Annotated in this window: 10 protein-coding genes and 1 pseudogene; 3 read left to right on the top strand and 8 right to left on the bottom strand. The window is 36.6% G+C overall.

The features are described from left to right. Positions 1-277 precede the first annotated feature (277 nt). Positions 278-1027 carry a hypothetical protein gene (locus tag DB891_RS04675; RefSeq protein ID WP_124019494.1) on the top strand — a complete coding sequence of 250 codons (750 nt, stop codon included), beginning with the start codon at positions 278-280 and terminating at the stop codon, positions 1025-1027. Between the two features lie 983 nt (positions 1028-2010). Here DB891_RS04675 and DB891_RS04670 read toward each other — a convergent pair. The 7 genes and pseudogenes from DB891_RS04670 to DB891_RS04640 all read right to left on the bottom strand — a co-directional run bounded on the left by DB891_RS04670 (position 2011) and on the right by DB891_RS04640 (position 8273). Beyond that, the gene (locus DB891_RS04670) at positions 2011-3072 is read right to left on the bottom strand and encodes a DUF932 domain-containing protein (RefSeq protein ID WP_116761078.1); all 1062 of its coding nucleotides are present in this window, start codon (positions 3070-3072) and stop codon (positions 2011-2013) included. Between the two features lie 38 nt (positions 3073-3110). Further along, positions 3111-3473, bottom strand: a pseudogene (locus tag DB891_RS04665) (single-stranded DNA-binding protein); the annotation flags it as partial. Between the two features lie 110 nt (positions 3474-3583). Next, positions 3584-4597, bottom strand: coding sequence for a site-specific integrase (locus DB891_RS04660; protein WP_116761074.1), 1014 nt, complete (start codon positions 4595-4597; stop codon positions 3584-3586). Then, positions 4584-5573, bottom strand: a complete 990-nt coding sequence (locus tag DB891_RS04655) for a tyrosine-type recombinase/integrase (RefSeq protein ID WP_223256054.1) — start codon at positions 5571-5573, stop codon at positions 4584-4586. The genes DB891_RS04660 and DB891_RS04655 overlap by 14 nt, the downstream gene beginning before the upstream one ends. Next, positions 5563-6834 (bottom strand): site-specific integrase, encoded by a 1272-nt coding sequence (locus DB891_RS04650; protein ID WP_223256053.1) that lies wholly within the window; start codon positions 6832-6834, stop codon positions 5563-5565. The genes DB891_RS04655 and DB891_RS04650 overlap by 11 nt, the downstream gene beginning before the upstream one ends. Positions 6835-7431: 597 nt before the next feature. Then, on the bottom strand, positions 7432-7866 hold the full coding sequence (locus DB891_RS04645; RefSeq protein WP_116761070.1) for a DUF1810 domain-containing protein: 435 nt from the start codon (positions 7864-7866) through the stop codon (positions 7432-7434). Positions 7867-7955: 89 nt separating this feature from the next. After that, positions 7956-8273 carry an alpha-ketoglutarate-dependent dioxygenase AlkB family protein gene (locus DB891_RS04640; protein ID WP_317045990.1) on the bottom strand — a complete coding sequence of 106 codons (318 nt, stop codon included), beginning with the start codon at positions 8271-8273 and terminating at the stop codon, positions 7956-7958. Between the two features lie 69 nt (positions 8274-8342). Here DB891_RS04640 and DB891_RS04635 point away from each other — a divergent pair, with 69 nt between their 5' ends. Beyond that, the gene (locus DB891_RS04635) at positions 8343-8573 is read left to right on the top strand and encodes a hypothetical protein (protein ID WP_223256052.1); all 231 of its coding nucleotides are present in this window, start codon (positions 8343-8345) and stop codon (positions 8571-8573) included. Positions 8574-8915: 342 nt separating this feature from the next. On the opposite strand, the gene DB891_RS04630 is transcribed toward DB891_RS04635, so the two are convergent. Further along, positions 8916-9233, bottom strand: a complete 318-nt coding sequence (locus tag DB891_RS04630; protein ID WP_116761068.1) for a helix-turn-helix domain-containing protein — start codon at positions 9231-9233, stop codon at positions 8916-8918. Between the two features lie 459 nt (positions 9234-9692). Here DB891_RS04630 and DB891_RS04620 point away from each other — a divergent pair, with 459 nt between their 5' ends. Beyond that, on the top strand, positions 9693-17816 hold the full coding sequence (locus DB891_RS04620) for a PKD-like domain-containing protein (RefSeq protein ID WP_116761064.1): 8124 nt from the start codon (positions 9693-9695) through the stop codon (positions 17814-17816). Positions 17817-17821 lie beyond the last annotated feature (5 nt).

Below are 17821 nucleotides of genomic sequence, written 5' to 3'. Positions count from 1 at the left end.
TACAAAAAAAAATGTTTTTTTGGATAAGATTTTGCTTTATTTTTTTCAGATTCGCATCCTATTTTTACCTCAAAATCTGAAATCCCTTGTAAATACTGGGTTGCTAATTTCTGCATCGAAAATTTATCCAATTAAATACTAACGTATATAGTTGCCTAATATATTTAATAGATTAATTTTTTTGGTGTATTGAAGTATATAGTTCCCTTATCAATATAACCCAATCCAAAAGATTTATAAAGACTTAAATTAATATATTTGTCTTAAATCGTATATGATGAAAAACAATATAATTCGTGAGAAAAGACGTCTGGTATTTAATTTTAAAAGAATCACGCCTAAAATAATTAGAGATTTATCCAATATAATTGAACAAGAAATTAAATCGCTGAGCACTAATGAAACAATTGACCACTATATAATCTATTCAGTTGATGCGACTGATAATACATCTTTTGAAAGTCAATCCAATGAAATTTTCACAGAAAATCAGATTATTGAAAGCAGAGTTGTTAGAAAAGTTGTTATGAGGTTTTATACAAAAGACAATTCAAAGAATATTGAGGTACAAATGGTGCATTTAATAAATGATGAAAACTCAGAAAACTTTATTTCAGTTAGTGGAGATGAACCTAATTGGGTAAATGGAGTATTAAGTAGATTATCAGAAATTATAAATAATGCAGAAAACCAATCAAAGTTTAAAGACAGATTTAGTGGCTGGATAATATCTGCAGTTTTTGTCCTATTTAATGTTGAATACTTCAGGCTTGTCCATTTTGAAAAAACACAATATGAGCTTCTAGCAACACTTTATGTTATTGGTGTTCCAATATTATCTGCCAGTGCAGCTTTTGGGCTTCATGCTTACATTGAAAAACTGTGGCCATCAGTAGAATTACAAACAGGACCAGAATATCTTCAATTAGCCACAAAAAAAAGAAACAATATGAAGTGGCTCATGGCGACTATCTTTTTTCCTATTTTACTCGCTATTATTTATGATGTTGTTAAAAGTAGTCTATAGAAACTTAAGGCATCTGAATATACCAAATTATCCTTGAGAGTTTGTTGTCTCTTTTTTACTTAGTTTCTTAAGTTGGACTCATAAAATATTAATTAACATTTTTTTTTATTAAAAATTGAGATTGGTACAAAGTATATAGATGCCAAATTAAGGCATCTATATTCAATTGCTTATAGACATCCCCTATTTATTCTAACGAATTAAGACATCAAGAGTCCGCAGGATTCTCTTTGACACTTTTTAAAGAGCTATTTTGAACATAAAGAGTAGTGAATAAATACTCTTTTTCTTATTTTTATTATTTTAATGGTGATGAAAGTATTCGCTCATTTGAATAACAAAACGGGCTTTAAACTTCCTTTTTTCACTTATATGAGTTACTTTTGCACTTGTAAATACCTCTTATATTCACTGCTACTAAAACGATTCTTTTATAAAAAAGCGTTCCATTTAAGGAATTGCTTTAAGAACTAGATAGTTATGAAGTCGTTAAAATAAAGCGGGAATACTTTAAAAAGAAGACCTAATACTAGATTATGTTCTGATATAAAATAAGTAACATGAAAAAAAATGAGGTTTGATTCGTTTTTTTCTGAAAGTATGGTTGTCAAAATGTCTAGCTTAATATTAAAAAAATAAAATCGCGACGGATTGCTTGAACTGCCGTATAGTCGACAGACTGGGGCATGTTCTGGGCAATCGTTCGTAACCGCCGTCAACCGCCGAGCAATTGTTCTTACGCAGGAAGAACAATTGCTCGGCGGCGGGCATTAGCTCTCCATTATGGGCTGTGACTTTTGTCATTAAAAAGTAATACAGACACAATGAGTTTATCCGCAGTTTCTTTAGCTATGTTTATTTTCCAGTCGCCTGCTACCTGCAAGGCGATTAGGGATTAAAAGAAATCCATATTTTTAATTTTTATTGATTGAACTTTAAATTGTAAAGAAGATACAGGCAGGTTTACTGCCTGTATCAATTGGTTAATTAAGGATCAGTCCATTAGCACCTTTATTGGCAAAATCCAAACATAGATTAAAAGCTGACTGCGTGCGTATTTGTCCCGTGCCCCCCATCAAAAGAGAGGTTAGTTTGGCTTCATCATCCTTGTAATTTCTAACATTCTGAAAGTAACCCGTTACAGCATTATACGCCCCGAATAACGTTCCTTTAGTTGTATCCATTAATTGGGTAGGGTCGCTCATAGCATATTCAAAGGCACTATCTACCATGTTGTTAAAACAGGTAGAGAGTTCGTTTTCCTTGCCCTCTTGTATGGTTTTTAATACTTCTTTGTTGGGAACTAGGGCGGACTGTATCAGTTTTTTTACTTCGGTGTCCGTGATGCGTACTTTTGTCCAATCGTTGAAAATGGTTTCCATTTGTGCAGAAAGCATATCAGATATCCCCATAACTTTGTGAGCCTGTTCCAAACGCTGTTTGGCATTGGACGTATGGCGAATGCGTACTGTATTGGTTTTGTTATGCATTGCGGCATTAAGGGTATTGGCACATACAATGCGTATGGGAGTAAAGGCGGCAGTTATACTTCCGCTTCCGTCGTGTGAAGTGGTAAGGAAAAGATATTTTTCAATCAAATCGTCGTTACCAACCCGAATATAATCGGGTAATTTAGCCGTTATAAATGTGCGCTCCCCTTTGCCCAAAGCACCTGCGGTTTCGTATAGGATTCCGTCACCGCCCACAATACTGTCGAAAAAAGAAAAGGCATCCCTGTTTTGTACAATTTGATACTCTTTACCCACTACACCTAATACAGTATTGTTATCCGTGCGTACGGTACTAAAGTAATTGGGTACTTCGATTTGATTGTGGATGGTTTCGCCATTTAAACTGATTTCCTGTAAGCAAGGTGTAAAGAGCTTGCGTTTTTCCACTTCATAATCCAATCCTGCGTGTCCAATTGCTTCTGCACTTGTCGGATAGTCCTGTATGATTTGACCTAAATTGTGCCATGCTTTTTCCTTTACGCTAAAAAAACTGTGTTTCTCTGTTTGCTCGTTGTAATTTATATTGTGTGCCATGATGTTAAAGTTTTAAGTGATTATTAAAATTTTTTTGATTAAAAAGGCAGGTCGTCTGCTGTTTCTAAAGTCGTTCCTTGTACTGCTGGATGCGCTGCTCTATTTTCTGTCTGTTCTGCTTTTTTTGCAAATACCAAAATCTTGATGTTGTTGGTGTGAAATGTCAGACTGCCAAACGCTTTGCCCTCGGAATTGCTATAAACATTCAAACCAATGCGCCCGAAGAGTTCTACCAACGCTCCTTTTTTTAACCATTCGACGACTTTTGCACTGAGCCAGTAGGAGCAATTGATATAGGTTACAATTTCCTTTACCTCGGTGCTTCCTTTGGGTTTGTAATTGTCATTGATAGCGATGCTAAAATTGACCACCTGTTTGTCGTTGCTCACTTTGTGAACTACGGCATCTGCTGTTTATGCAAAGTAAAATATTATGTAAAGCAATTGGCTATATCTAGTATAAAGTCAATGGTTTATGAAAAAATATCACTCGATTGCTTTACATAAAATTATTAGAATCGTTTGAGCCAGCTAATCAAATTGTAGTCTGTCGTCCACACGGGCTCTTCATCTGGATTCATATTAACGTATGCCTTTTCTAATGCTGTCCGTTTCTGTTTGGAGTCTGCCCTCGCATAAATCTCTGTAGTTTGTATTGATACATGTCCGAGTATATCACGGATGTAAATAAGGTTCACTCCAGCCTGTAGTAAGTGCATCGCTTTAGAATGTCTAAGGGAATGACAACTGATTTTATCAGGAATCATCATTTTATTTTTTGCCCTGACGGCATTACTGTATTTCTGAAGAATATAATTGATTCCAGCACGGGTAAGTTTTTCCTTTCTGCTATTAAAAAAAAGAGGACACATATTAGCGGAAAGATCATTCAGCCGATGTTCTTTGATATATTGAATGAGATGTTGTGTTTGCATTTCCAGCATTGGTACTAAGCGTGCCTTATTTCCCTTTCCAATAAGCTTAATAGTACACGGTTTGTTAAGGCGTAACATAGCAGGAGTCAAATCAATAATTTCTTGTACTCTCGCTCCGCTATCATACATTAAAGCAAGAAGTGCCAGATCACGGCGACCTCTACTAGTTGTTAAATCAGGTTGCTCTAAAAGTAATTTTATCCCATCTATGGTTAGATAGTTCACACTTTTCTGTTCGATTTTCTTAAGTTTGATCGATAGAATTTTTTGGCTTTCATGCAAATTTTCTAAGCTTTCGTATTGCAAATACTTGTAGAAAGAATGAATTGCCGCCAAGCGTGAGTTTCGTGTTGAATTACTGCATTTTCGTTCTTTTTGAATCCAATCTAAAAACTCAATCACTGTTTCTTTCTTAATCTTATCAAGTGTTATTTTCTCAAGCTTAATTTGTTTCTGATCCTGAATAAAAACTAAAAGCAAAACAATGGCGTCTCGATAAGATATTATTGTATTGATACTTGCACCTCTTTCATTGGGCAGATACCTTGATATAAAATCGGATATATACTTTGAAAAATCAGTCGGTTTCATAGTTGTTGAATTTAGGGAACATGTCAAAGCATACTTTGTCTATATCTTTAAGTAAACTAGGATACATGCTCGAGGTTAATCTGACATAATGATTTGTTGAATCGAAGGATTGATGACCAAGGTAATTGGAGAGTATTGGCATCGAAGCATACAGATCTATACCAGCCTCGGCCATATTGGCAAGTGAGGTTACGGCAAACGTATGTCTCATATCATGAATACGTGGACCTTGTCCTCCGCCAACATAAGGTATGCTCGATTTTGTAAGACATTCCTTAAACCTACTTAATATAGCATTAGAGCTAGGTGAATTTCCATTAGTGTTGACAAAAAACTTTTTAATTTTTGTTTTATTCAGTGGGAGCTGGTCTCTATAATAAACATATTCTTTACAAACAGATGCCAGAGATGTTGAGATGGGAATGATTCTTTGCTTACTATTTTTACTATCCTTTACCAGTAAATAATTTTCAATTAGATTAATATCATCCTTTTCCAGTGCCAAGGCTTCGCTGATACGTATTCCCGTACTGTACAATAACCTGATTAAAACAGGAAAACAAAATAAACAGGAATTCATATTGGCTACTTGTAGTCTTAATTCGTCACAGGCTCTAAAAATAGTGTCAATTTCCTGTTGGGAATAAATGTATGGAATAAATGTGCTTTTGGGATGTGGCAGAAGTTTAGGTATATATGATTGGATACCAAAGTCACATAGGTAGGATGAAAATTGTGCAAGAAGCCTTACCCTTCTATATCTGTAAAGCTCACCTTCATTTGGTAACCTTTCAGACCATTTCCCAGCAAATTCTTTAGTAATACCTGGCGATGTTTCTTTAGTTTGCTCAGCAAAACGATCTAGTTGAGACAGGATAGTAGAAAATGTGCGGTAGACATATCCTAACTTTAACTTCATGTCAATAAATTGCTCAATGTATAAACCGTATATACTATTATAATTACTATTTTTCATAAAAAACACCTCCTTTCTGCTGATAAAATTCTTTAGCCACCAAAGGGACGTCAAGGACACATTGCCTCATTGATTTGAGGTCAACTCGTAAATAGTATCTCGTCGATTCACTATTTGCATGACCCAACACTTCTGAAATTACAGGAAGGACTGTACTTTCTTCGAGCATTCTAAATCCGAGTGTATGACGTAAAGAATGAGCTCCAAATTTCCGCTCCCTAATGTAAATATCGGTGTTCCTGAATGCTCTTAGAACAACTTTGGTCACGCAACCACTATCGGGAAAGTGTTTGTAGGGTGGTGTTGCCTTTAAGAATAGATACGATTCCTGTGATTCAGGTCGACCATATTTTAAGTACTCAATTATCGCATTTCCGACATCAAGAAGCAAAGGCAGTACTAAATTTTTCCCCGTCTTAACTTGTTTTAGTTGCAATGTACTGGTATCCCAATGCAAATTATTGAATTGTAAATTGGCGATGTCCGAAGCCCTAAGTCCTAATCTTGCGGCAAGAAGAATTATTGCATAATTTCTTTTCCCTATCCGGCTTGATCTTTCTACAGACAAGATTAACTTTTCTATTTCTTGAGTTGAGTATACGGAAGGAAGTTTGGGCTGGTTAATGCGTTTATACCTCGGAACTTTTTTAGAATAATCTACATCTAAATGAGCCTGTTGATATATATGTCTTAAAAAACTGCTGAGCACTGATAACTTGTTTGGTATTTGTACATCATCGTCAAGTTGAGCTACATATTGCAGAATAACGACGGAATTAACATCTGTAATTTTACAGATACTATTTGCATTGCAATAAGATAAAAAATGATAAAGAAATTGCTTGTAATAGCGCATACGACTAACGGATAGTCTGACTTCAGTGCTTTTGTAATACAGAAACATTTCAATTATTTTTCCGATTTCACCATTAAAGACAAGTGACTTAGAGAGAAGCCTGTCACAATTCTTAATTTTTCCCATTATCTGAAATTCAGTTAGTCGTTTAATCGCAATTAAAAAATATTGATCGTTGTCGGGAAGTTCTCGTTTGGTGCGATTGCCGAATTCTTGATCAAGAATTTGCCTTTCTACGTTTTGATCATAATACTTGATCCCTTTTGAGTCCATGACTTTTCTAAGTCGTTTCCAACAATTTCTATATCTGTCAATTGTACTTTTTGCAAAACCTGACTCAGATTTTAGATAATCGGTGGCATCCGAAATTAATTTTTCAAGATCCTTGTTTTCTTTGTTCATCATGCGAATAGTTTTAAAAGTTATTAATACCACTAAATAACAATATTATTGAGAATGATTAAGAATATTATGTAAAGTAAATTCAAGCTTTAGTATTGATAATAAGCTAATTACTAATTATTTTTTACATAATATTTTGCTTTGCATAAACAAAATTATGTGAAGCTTTACATAATGCTGTTACTCTTCCTGTAATTTCCATAACTTGATTTTTTAATGATTACTATTATTTACCTTACTTTCTCTGTAACCGTCTCACTCAAAAAATGTTTTCAAAAGAAAAAACGGAAAAAAAGAAAGCAAGATAAAAGTGGTTTAAGGATGTGAAGAGCTATAAGTCCCAGAGGGTGGCAAGTGCAACGCAGCCATTATGCGCTTGCAGCATCCTTAAGACACTATCTTAGCTGCCTTTTAGTCCGTTTCGAATGAAAATATCCTTTAAAACTTCTTAATTTTTTAGACAAAAAAAATCTGACATTCAAAATATCAGATTAAGTGGTAAATGTTTTCGGAATGTGGGAATAAGCGATCTATTATTGATAGCTACCTAATAGCTCTGCTAGAAGAATATATTTTTCAGATTATACTTTTTGCTTTGGATTATGATCGTATCAAGTTTAGTAATTGTAGTGTGAGTTCATCAGGTAATCCATTGAAATATTTTTCCAATACCTTCTGAAATACAGGATTGGTATTTTCAATATTTGCAAATAATGTCATGCATGATCGTAATTTCATATCGTCAGGAGTTCCAAATATCTGTGTTGCCGTTTTTCCGTTGAGATTTAATACTTCCTCAGAAATTTCAACCAGATGCTTACCCAGGATGGGATGCTGTAAATATGTAGTGGCTTGATTCAAATCTTTGAGCCCGTACTGTTTTGCGGTTTCACTTGAACCCAGTCCTTTAATCTGTGGAAAAATATACCACATCCAATGGGTACTCTTTTTGCCTTTTTTTATTTCTGAGAATGCTTTTAGGTACACCTGATTTTGTGCGTCTAAAAATTTGATTAATTCGTTGTTATCAGTCATTTTTCTATTTTAGGTGCTATCGGTAAACTGTATCACTAAATTAATAATTTATTTGCTATTTATTCAATTATAACGTCAGTAATTTATTATTATTTACGATTGATCTGTCTAAAAGTAAGATTGATACGGGGTATAATGTCTTTTGCCGTTTTTGGCACTTGATGCTGCCAAAAGCTTTGGGTTGTTCCTGCTATCAATAAAAGTGAACCGTGATGCAAGGGGATTTCTACCTGAGCAATATCTTTCCTGAACTTATGACGCAAGCGGAACATGCGGGTTTCACCGAAACTTACTGATGCAATAATTGCATCCTTACAAAAATTCTGTTCTAGGTCACTGTGCCATGCCACACCGTCCTTGCCATTGCAGTACAGGTTTAGCAAAACGTAGTTAGATTTAACCTGTATTTCTTTTTACACTCTTTCTCTGATGGATAGTAATTCAGGACTTATATACTGATAACCAAAAGCGAAGGCATGGTGTACAAGCGATTGAATAAAAACAAGAAAAATGTACTGGTTGTAGAATCAGACAACAGTTTTTACCCCGTTTATGAAGTCAAAGTTTCTGATATTCTCGAAATTTGGGAGTACGAGTGTAATATTGGGCGGAATGACAGTAAACAAGAAATGGCTGAAGCTGCAAGTGTGAAAGATATGTTTTTGGAGTTGAAAAGGGATATTAATGATTTGAAAATTAAGCGTTAGATAAATGAAGGGTATCCTTACAGAGGAAGACCTAAGTCAGGACTTCGAAGAGTTGGAGATATTCACGATTTGAAAATTAATCGTTAGATGTAAATGAAGGCTTATAAAGGAATTTCGAAGTGAGGACACTTCGGATAGCTACTATGTTTCTGACAAATAAAAATGATACACTTGCTGGCTTTTTTTGCTTTTGTGGGGGCCTGAGAAAGAGTGTTCAGTTTTTACTGCTTAGTAGGAATGTGTTATGAAATGGAAAGCACCGACAAAAGCAAATGCAGGTGCTTCCTATAAATTGCCAGTGATGTTTGTAGCGGAAATGATGTTATGTATAATAACTCTTTATTATTTCCTTGGATTCTGTTGGATGTACTCCGTTGCTTCTCTTTCGATATCGTAACCTGTGTTGATTTTGGTAGTGAATATCCATTCATTAATTTCTTCTCTTTTGAAGAATAGTCTTTTGCCATTTTTATAATGAGGTATCGTACCTGTAGAAGTAAATTTATAAATAGCTGAGGGACTCATTTTTAGGTAAGCTGCCAATTCTTTAATCTTCATTGGATCATTTAGCTGAGCTATTGGTCCGCCTGAATTTAGCTTGTCAATAGCTTTTTCAATTCGATCAAGTTTTTCTAAAATAATTTCAAAAATATTTTTCATTTTTACTATAAAATTAGTGAAATGTCGCTAACAAAGAATTGAGTTTAGGAATGCTTAACTAAGCGATATTTTTTGTCCAGATGAATAAGGCCTGTACTATTAGGAGTTTTGAATAATGAGGATTACGAAGATTGAGCACAGATTGAAAATCCGCCTTTACTTTGTATTGCATAAAAAAAGATAACGATTTAAAAACTGTCCTCTCGAAATCACCTTTTTTAGAAACAAACATACCATGCATCATGAGTACGATTGGAAGATATATAACGGGGCAGTATAAAACTATTTATTAGTAGAATACACAAATAATTTTCATCAAAAAAATTTCTTTTACGTAAAACCGTAAGAAATGTATATTCATAAACTGTACATTTGAACTTTCCTATTTGAGAATGAATAGATATCCCTATCAATTTGTGTAAATGGAATATAATTACGTACAGCAACTAAATACATTTTATGAAAATCCTCTACAAGATTATCTTTTTATTCATTCTAATAATTATTCCTTCAATCCCTGCTTATTCAATAAATAAAGTAGAGGAAAGTATAAAAATAAAAACAGTTGCTAGTCCGTCTGGACAAATAACGGGAGATGCAACGGTATGCTTGAATGAAACCGCTCCATTAGTAATATTAGAAGTTAAAAACGATAATAATGGACCCTATACATTTACTTATACCATAAATGGAGGAGCTCCATTAACTATTCAAACAAATAATAGTGATAAAAGTGTAACTGTTTCTCAACCAACTAATGTTGCAGGGGCTTTTACATATATTTTAACGGGGGTAAAAGATAAAGACAATAACACCGTTGCTGTTTCTAGTAGCAATACAGTTGTAATTACTGTAAATCCTTTGCCAGTTGTTGATTTTACATTTACCGATAATCAATGTTCTGGCACCGCAGTCCAATTTAACTCAAATGTTTCCGGAAATTCTCCTTTTACTTATACATGGAATTTTGGTGATTCAGACACTTCATCTCAACAAAATCCTATACACACTTATAACGCTCCACTTGGTTGCTCCACTTCTTCCTATATTGTTTCTTTGACTATTACGGACGTAAACAAATGTAGTACAACGATCCAAAAAACCATTACCATCAAGCAATTGCCCGATATTGCTTTTTCTGATACTGTTAATTCCTTTAATCCATTTAATAATTGTAATTCGGCTTCCTCCTCAAATCCAAATTTTTCTATAACTGTTGCCAACTCATCACTATCTTCTTGCATTAGCTCGTTCGCCATAAATTGGGGCGATGGAAATATTCAAAATAACATAACCTTTCCTGTAAGCCACACCTATAACCAGTTAGGTGCCTTTCAAATGGTAATTACTGCTACAGGTAGCAATGGCTGTCAAAACAGCAAGACTTATACGGTAAAAAACGAATCAAATCCAGCAGGAAGTCTCAGTAGTCCCGGTAGTACGGTAAATTTATGTGCCCCAACCCCTAATTTGGCATTTGTGATTTCAAGTTGGGGAAATAATTCGCCGAACACTCTTTATTCCATTAATTATGGTGATGGCACCCCTAATTTTAAAATTCTGCAGTCCGTATTAATGAGTTCGATTTATTATAATTCAGGTAATCCTTCTCTTTCTCAAAACTATCCGGTTCCTTATTCTTATACCGCTACTAGTTGTCCAAATGCCAGCATTACTGCCACTTTGATAATCTCTAATTCTTGTGGTTCAACTACATCAACGATTAGTCCAATAAGTATCCTTAGGCCTCCAACTTCTAAATTTACGAATCCTGCAGTTGGTTGTGTTAATTCAAGTATATTGTTTACAAATAGTTCAACTCCCTCTTTAAATCAAAACTGTATACAAGGGACTACTTATGAATGGGATTTTGGTGACGGAAAACCAGTAGTTATTATTATGAATTCTTCTTCTATTCCCAATATAAATCATACCTACACTACTACTGGCAACTTTACCGTAACATTAAAAACCCAAGGGTATTGCCCTTCATCCTCTGTTTTTACGAGTTCTATTTGTATAGAAGCTCCTTTATTACCACAATTCAATCTCGACAAAAATGAAGGCTGTACCCCACTAGCTGTTGCTACTACAAACACAACCAATTTGGTTAATTCTTGTGCTGCTCCAACTTATTTATGGAACGTCATTTATGCCAGTAGTAATTGTGGTACCTCCTCTTCATTTACATATACGAATGGTACAAGTGCCACATCTGTGAATCCAAGGTTTAATTTTGTAAATCCGGGTACTTATACTATATCGCTTTCAACAACCAACTCTTGTGGTACTGTAAAGTCACCAGTAAAAACCGTTATCGTAAAACAACCTCCAACAGTTGGCTTGCCTCCCATTTCGACAATTTGTCAAACTTCTGCTTCTACGACAATCAATCCGACAGCTATAGTTGTGAACTGTGGCACTACGGCAGTCAGTTATGAATGGAGTTTTCCTAGTGGTACCCCTGCAACTTCCTCAAGTGTCAATCCAGGAGCTATTATTTACAGTGTCCCTGGCACCTATTCTTATTCTTTGAAAGTTACAAATGAGTGCGGATCGACTACAACAACTAGTGCTGCATTTACTATAAAACCAACTCCAACCGTTAACGATGTACTAAATCAAACAAAATGTAAAGGAGCGCTTTCGGATGTAACTTTTGGTGGGACATTGGCAGGAACTGTTTATACATGGGCAAACAACAACACGAGTATTGGTCTTGTAGCAGCTGGTACCGGGAATATTGCCCCATTTACACTTTTAAATACAGGAACCACAATTTTAACAGCAACTATTACCGTGACTCCATCATTAAATGGTTGTTCAGGAACTTCGAAAACATTTACCATAACGGTACATCCGGATCCAACAGTAAATGCAGTTAGTGATAAGGTGATATGTAACAATGCTACACAAAATACTATTGTTTTTGGAAGTACAGTCGCGGGGATCACTTTTTCTTGGATCAATGACAATACCGCTAGTGGATTGGCCGCTAATGGCGCAGGCGACATTCCGAGCTTTACAGCTACAAATACAACAACAGCTCCTATAGTGTCAACGATAATGGTTACTCCTTCAAATGTTTTGGGATGTAGCGGAACTCCAAAAACATTTAAAATAACGGTTAATCCAACCCCAAGCTCATTGACATTGGGTAATCAAGAATATTGTAATGGAGCACTAACAGGTGTTGTCTCTTTTAGTAATAGCGTAACAGGAACTACCTATGCTTGGACAAATTCAAATACAGCTATAGGATTGATGGCAAGTGGGACAGGAAATATTCCGGCTTTTACAGCTACCAATTCAAGTGCTAATCCAATTTCAGGAACAATAACTGTAACGCCAACAGCCAACGGCTGTTCAGGGTCAGCACAGACTTTTATCATTACCGTTAATCCATCACCAATTGTAACTTTTTCCACAACCGATCAAACCATTTGTTCCGGCGATAGTTCCGTTTTAATTACCTTAAACAGCACCACATCGGGTGCTACTTTTAATTGGACAGCTATTCAACCTATTGGAATTACAGGGGTCGTAACTAGCGGTACCAATGTAATTCCAATTCAACTTTTAACAAACAGCACAAATGCTGCAATTGTAATTACCTATAAAGCAAAAGCGTCCATTTCTGGAGAGCCAAATTGTGCAGGAGAGTTTCTTTACACCATCACAGTAAAACCAAAACCATTTGTTGCACAGCAAACACAAACGATATGTAGTGGCGGTACTTTTACAATAGCTCCAGCAAATAATGTAGGAGGTAATATTGTACCAATCGGAACTACTTACTCTTGGCCAACACCAACTGTGACAGCAGGCGTAACCGGAGGCGCTTCAGGTGTGAATCAACCTTCAATTACTGGAATATTAACAAACCTTACAAATTCAATTCAGACTGTAACTTATGCAGTCACACCTACAACTAATGGTTGTACAGGGTTACCATTTGATATAGTGGTTGTGGTAAACCCAACACCAACTACTTTATCATTAACCAACCAGATTTATTGCAATGGAGTAATAACCCCTATAACAACTTTGAGTAATGCCGTCTCAGGCACTACGTATACGTGGACAAATTCAAACACGGCAATAGGACTGCCTGCAAATGACATAGGTAATATACCTGCATTTACAGCAACTAATACGACCAGTAGTCCGATTACAGCAACAATATCTGTAATTGCTACAGCCAATGGCTGTTCAAGACCCGCAGAAATATTTACCATAACTGTAAATCCGTCTCCTGCGGTTACGTTCTCACCAGTTCCTCAAATAATATGTTCAGGCAGTACATCGGCGATTGTTGCTTTAACCAGTAGTACTGCAGGAGCAACATTCAGTTGGACCGCTACACAACCTGCAGGAATGACAGGAGTTGTTACTAGTGGTACAAATACCATTCCAGCTCAAACATTGACAAACACTACAGCTGTACCGATCATGGTAACCTATAATGCAACGGCCATAACGGCTGGAGGTTCGGCCTGTCCGGGAGCAGTTTATTCTTATACGATCACAGTAAATCCAAAACCTTCCATCACAGAAGTTTTCACAACAAGTATATGTGGAGCCTCTGCTTTTACAATAACTCCTTCTAGTTCTGCTTTAAATAGTATTCCTGCCGGAACCATCTATTCTTGGAGTGCTCCAACTGTCACCGGAGGATTATCGGGAGGTGCTCCAGGTATTGCTCAATCGTCAATTACAGGCACATTAAACAATCCAACCACTATCACTCAAACTGCAACTTATACCGTGACGCCGACTGCGAATAGTTGTTCTGGATCTCCATTTACGATTACCGTTACAGTAAATGCTACTCCCATTATTGCTAATCAAACCGCATCGATTTGTTCGGAAGGCACGTTTACTGTAACGCCTATTAATGGAGGTGCAACTATTGTTCCAACGGGAACAACTTATACTTGGGCTATTTCATCAAACGCAAATATTTCAGGTCAGTCAGCGTCGAACACTCCAGGAATAACCACCATAAGTCAAACTTTAACTAACCTATCCAATACAGTTCAAACGTTAATTTATACAGTGACGCCAACATCAGGTGTTACAGGCAATTGTGTTGGCTCTACTTTTACAATAACAGTAACGGTTAATTCTAAACCATATATAGCTAATTCAATCTCAACGGCAATTTGTTCGGGAACATCATTTACAGTAGCACCAATTAATGGCAGCGGCAATATTGTTCCCGTAGGAACCACTTATATATGGGGGCCGCCTGTTAGCAATCCCCTAGGTGTAATAATAGGTGGTACGGCTCAAGCAACAGGACAAAGCAATATTAGTCAGACACTAACAAACACAACAAATGATACGGCAACATTAACTTATACCGTAACCCCTACTTCGGGTAGCTGTATAGGTGTTCCTTTTACGATTGTTGTAACAGTGAATCCAAGTCCCTTAATTACCGCGTCACTAGGGAATCAAGACATTTGTTCTGGGATTTCGAGTATTTTAGTGAATTTATCTACTACTACGCCTGGAGCTACTATAGCTTGGACATGTCTTGCTCCTTCAGGTATAACAGGAGCTAACCTATCGGGTACCGATACGATACCTGCCCAAACATTGGTGAATAGCACGAATGCTCCGATTGCAGTAATTTACAAAGTTGTTGCAACAACAGGCGGAAGCGTTTCTTGCGATGGTGCTCCTTTTCTTTACACTATTAATGTAAATCCAAGTCCTGCCGTTTTATTCTCACCAAGTCCTCAAACCATTTGTTCAAACGACACTTCAGCGGTTGTTGTTTTAAATAGTTCTACCGCAGGAGCAACCATCAGTTGGACAGCGACACAACCAGCGGGAATAACTGGGGTCGTTACTAGTGGGACAAATACAATTCCTGTTCAAAATTTAATTAATTCTACCAATTCGCCAATTATTGTAACTTATCAAGCTATAGCCACTGCATCTGGCGGTTCGGCTTGTCCTGGAGCTGTTTATAATTATACCATAACCGTAAATCCAAGACCGAACGTAAGCAATCAAACAAAAACAATTTGTAACAATCAAAGTTTCACAATAGCCCCTATTAATGGTGTACCAACTTTATCCACCATTGTTCCAAGTGGCACGCTATATACATGGACAGTAAATCCAAATTCTAATATAACAGGTGCTTTTGCAGGAAATGGCACAACCATCAGTCAGACATTGAACAATTCTTCCAACAGTATCCAAACTATTTTATATAATGTTGTTCCTTTCTTTTTAAACTGCGCCGGAACAAGCTTTACAGTTGAAGTAACTGTTTATCCTTCTGCTCAAGTTGTTTTTAGTGGTCCGAATCAAACTATCTGTAACAATACAAATAGCTCTCTTGTAAACTTAAGCTCAACAACACTGGGAAATGTCACTCTTAACTGGACGGCTATTGCACCTGCAGGCATCTCGGGAGCGCTATTATCAGGAACTGATTCCATCCCAATCCAGACCCTTACAAATAGTACTGTGAACGCATTAACCATATCTTATACGGCTATTGCGACTTTTACTAATAATGGATTAAGTTGTCAAGGACCTCCAACTATTTACACCATAACCGTAAATCCAACTACTTTGGCATCTGGTGTACTATCCAATTACAATGGGTATGCAGTGAGTGTTTTCGGTAATTCTGATGGGTTTGTAAATGTAAGTGTAACGGGAGGTTCTGGAAGTTATACCTATAGTTGGTCTGGGCCTAATGGGTTTACTGCTGTCACTCAAGACATCAATAACGTCCCTGCCGGCTCCTATACCGTAACTATAAATGATGGATATTGCGCTCCTGTGACATTGAATTTCATTCTAACACAGCCACCAGAATTGTTGATTCAAGAAGATTTATCTGCACATCTCAATTTACTTTGTTTTGGTTACAGTAATGGTGCGCTAGGAGTTACAATTACACAAGGATCGGTAGCTCCTTATGATTATCAACTTGTAAATTCAAGTGGTACAATTATTAGTTCGACCAATGACAGTACCTCATTGAATGCTGTTTTCACGGGATTAATTGCTGGAACTTATAGCATAAAAGTAATCGATGCCAACAATGGTACAAAAACCTTAACAGGACTAAAAATCACTCAGCCAAACGACATCCTGATTACTCCAACTGCCACAGCCGTTACCTGTTATCATGGTAACGACGGAACAATAGCATTGGCAATATCGGGGGGGATAAGTCCATACAAAGCAGTCTGGGGTAATCTGGCCACTGGTTTTTATCAAGATAACTTATCTGCCGGTGATTACACCATAACCGTAACCGATGCAAACAATTGTTCGAAGCTTATTAAAGTAAATGTTCCAGAAGCTCCAATTTTTGATATCAATCCGGTTGTTAAAAATATTTCCTGTCATGGAGCACATGACGGAAGCATTGTTCTAAATGTGATAGGTGGTATACATCCTCTTTCCTTAACTTGGAGTGATGGCAGCACAGCAGGAACCACAAGAAACAATCTTGGACCAGGAACCTATTCAGTAGCCATTACTGATGGAAAACCATGTCATATAAATAGAACTTTTGTAATTATTGACCCTCAAGAAATAGCACTTGATGCGATTACCACACTACCGCTCGATTGTAGCAACGCCAATAGTGGCGCTATAAATCTTAATGTTTCCGGAGGAACTCCACCGTTTAAATATTTATGGTCAAACGGAGCAACTACAGAAGATCTATTGGGCGTGACTGCAGGAAATTATACCGTTATAGTTAAAGATGTTAACGGATGTTCCAAACAAGCTTCCTATGTATTGACACGACCATCTCCTATTGTGTTGACTGTAGATACAAAAACAATATCGAGCTGCGAGAATCATACGGTAGAACAATATTTCACCGCGCAAACAACGGGAGGCGTTCCACCTTATCAATTCACTTGGTCAAGCGGAACTGTAAGTGGAACAAATAATCAAACTATGACAACATCTCAAGATGGTTTAATTATGCTACAATCTACAGATGCGATAGGATGTTCTGCTTCTTATTCATTCGATGTTAATATCCCTATACTTGGACAGCCCTCGTTTGATAGGAATTCTAAAGGTTACACTGCTTATGGGATATATTCAATCAGTGATCCCATTCAATTTACAAATACCTCGACTGGGGATTTTGTGAGCGTAGCGTGGGATTTTGGTGACGGTAGCTTTTCAACAGAACTCAATCCAGTGCATACTTACGTAAACCCAAAAGATTATGTGGTCACTCAAACCGTTACTTATCCTTTTGGATGTGTTTATGTTCAAACCATTACCCTGATAATTGAAAAGGGGTATGTATTGGTTGTTCCAACGGCTTTCACGCCAAACAACGACAAGCTTAATGACACCTTCAGACCCGTGACAAAAGCGTTGAAAAATGTTAAGTTAGAGGTTTATGATTCCTGGGGTTCCCTCATTTATTCGGAAACCGGAGAAGTTTTGCGTGGATGGGATGCAAAAATTAAAGGGAGTAACGCAGAAAACGGTAATTACTTTTGCGTTGTAAGTGCTGAAACTTTTTATGGAATTATTTTAACCGAAAAGCACCCCTTTGTAATAATAAAATAAGGTCC

This window comes from Flavobacterium laiguense (genome assembly GCF_003097655.1).
Classification (GTDB): Bacteria; Bacteroidota; Bacteroidia; order Flavobacteriales; family Flavobacteriaceae; genus Flavobacterium; species Flavobacterium laiguense.
The sequence above is the reverse complement of the archived record's forward strand: the minus strand, read 5'-3'. Positions and strand labels throughout refer to the sequence as shown.